Here is a 1,605-nt window from a genome sequence, read left to right as displayed (position 1 = left end):
ATCAGGGTCGCGCCGGGGTCCAGATCGGCGACGAACGCTGTTCTCACCGGCGCGTCGCCCGCCTGGCCGGGCGTCAGCTTCAGGCGGATGGGGCGGCCTTCCGCATCGACCAGGGCGTGGATCTTCGTGGTCAGCCCCCCGCGGGAATGTCCCATGCAGCCATGCCCGCCGTCGTCCTCGGCGGGACCCCCCTTTTTACCGCGGCCCCGTGCTGATGCACGCGGACGCAGGAGCTGTCGATCATCACGATGTCGCCGTCATAGGCCTCTGAGATCGCTTCCAGAATGCGGTCCCAGACCCCGGCCGCGCGCAATCGGGCGAAACGGTTGTAGAGCGTGGTGCGCGGGCCATAGCGCTCGGGCACGTCGCGCCAGGGCGTGCCTGCGCGGAACCTCCAGAGGATGCCGTTGATCACCCGCCGATCATCCACCCGCGGCACGCCCCGCGACTTCTGCGGCAGCAGCGGCTGGATGATCGCCCATTCCCGGTCGGTCAGTTCGTGACGGCGCATCGATACCTCCTCCTTTCGGAGAGTGAATCAAATCTGCGCCGTGAGGGGAATCCCGTTTATGGGGACGCGCCCTAGCCCGTGGGCGCGCGTTCGCAAGCGCCCCGATCTGACCGGGGGGGCTGCGGAAAAACGCTTGCCCCGCCCCCCGTCGCCCGCCGACCCTGACCCCCGGATGCATCGCGGGCGCAGGGGGGACAGGAGCTGAACATGACCCGCAAGGCGATCGGCGCGGGCTTCGGGCGAACCGGCACGGTTTCGAGGCGCGAGGCGCTGGAGCTCCTGGGTCTCGGCCCCACGCACCACATGCGCGAGCCGATCGCCGCCCCCGAGCGGAAAGCCGCCGAGGGCCCCGAGGGCTGGACCCGCGCCGACTGGGACCGGCTGCTCGGTGGCGGTCTGCGAGGCCAGTATCCGCCGCGCGATGGAAGAGGCGCGCCCGTCCCCGAGGCGCCCTGTCCGCGGGTCGAGGCCGCCGCCCGGCTCAACGCCGAGGCCAGGGGCGAACTTTCGCTCCACCGCTTCGATGGCCTTCGCAATAGACCCCACACCGACCTGCACGTGACGTCGCACAAGTATGACGAGCCCCAGGCTCTGGAGATCGTGGGCCGGCACGCGAAAGTCGTCGCGATCCACGGGCGCGGCGATCACGACGACCCTCGCACGGTATGGATCGGTGGCCGCGACCAGAAGACGGGCGACCGGATCATCGAGGCGCTCGAGGTCGCGGGCTTCAGCGCCGAAAGACGAACGGGACCGCTCGGCGGCATGCACCCGAAGAACATCTGCAATCGAGGCCGAACGGCCGCCGGCGTTCAGCTGGAGGTTCCCAGGAGTCTCAGAAGTCAGTTCGGGTCCGACCCCGACAGGCTGACGGCTTTCGCCGATGCCATCCGAGCCGCCTTGGCGCACGCGCCGGGCTGATCGCGCCGCACGGCCGGACACGCCCTAGGGCGCGTCCCCATAAACGGGATTCCCCTCACGGCGCAGATTTGATTCACTCTCCGAAAGAAGGAGGTATCGATGCGCCGTCACGAACTGACCGACCGGGAATGGGCGATCATCCAGCCGCTGCTGCCGCAGAAGTCGCGGGGCGT

Annotated in this window: 1 protein-coding gene and 1 pseudogene; one reads left to right on the top strand and one right to left on the bottom strand. The window is 69.4% G+C overall.

Features of this window, described 5'->3' with window-relative positions; all coding sequences use genetic code 11:
- Positions 1-511, bottom strand: a pseudogene (locus BLV24_RS21300) (IS5 family transposase); the annotation flags it as partial.
- Between the two features lie 207 nt (positions 512-718).
- On the opposite strand from BLV24_RS21300, the gene BLV24_RS21295 reads away from it, so the two are divergent.
- Complete coding sequence (locus tag BLV24_RS21295; protein ID WP_092685683.1) at positions 719-1,432, top strand: poly-gamma-glutamate hydrolase family protein; 714 nt, start codon at positions 719-721, stop codon at positions 1,430-1,432.
- Positions 1,433-1,605: the final 173 nt, after the last annotated feature.

Source organism: Albimonas donghaensis (assembly GCF_900106695.1).
In the GTDB taxonomy this organism is placed as follows: domain Bacteria; phylum Pseudomonadota; class Alphaproteobacteria; order Rhodobacterales; family Rhodobacteraceae; genus Albimonas; species Albimonas donghaensis.
The sequence above is the reverse complement of the archived record's forward strand: the minus strand, read 5'-3'. Positions and strand labels throughout refer to the sequence as shown.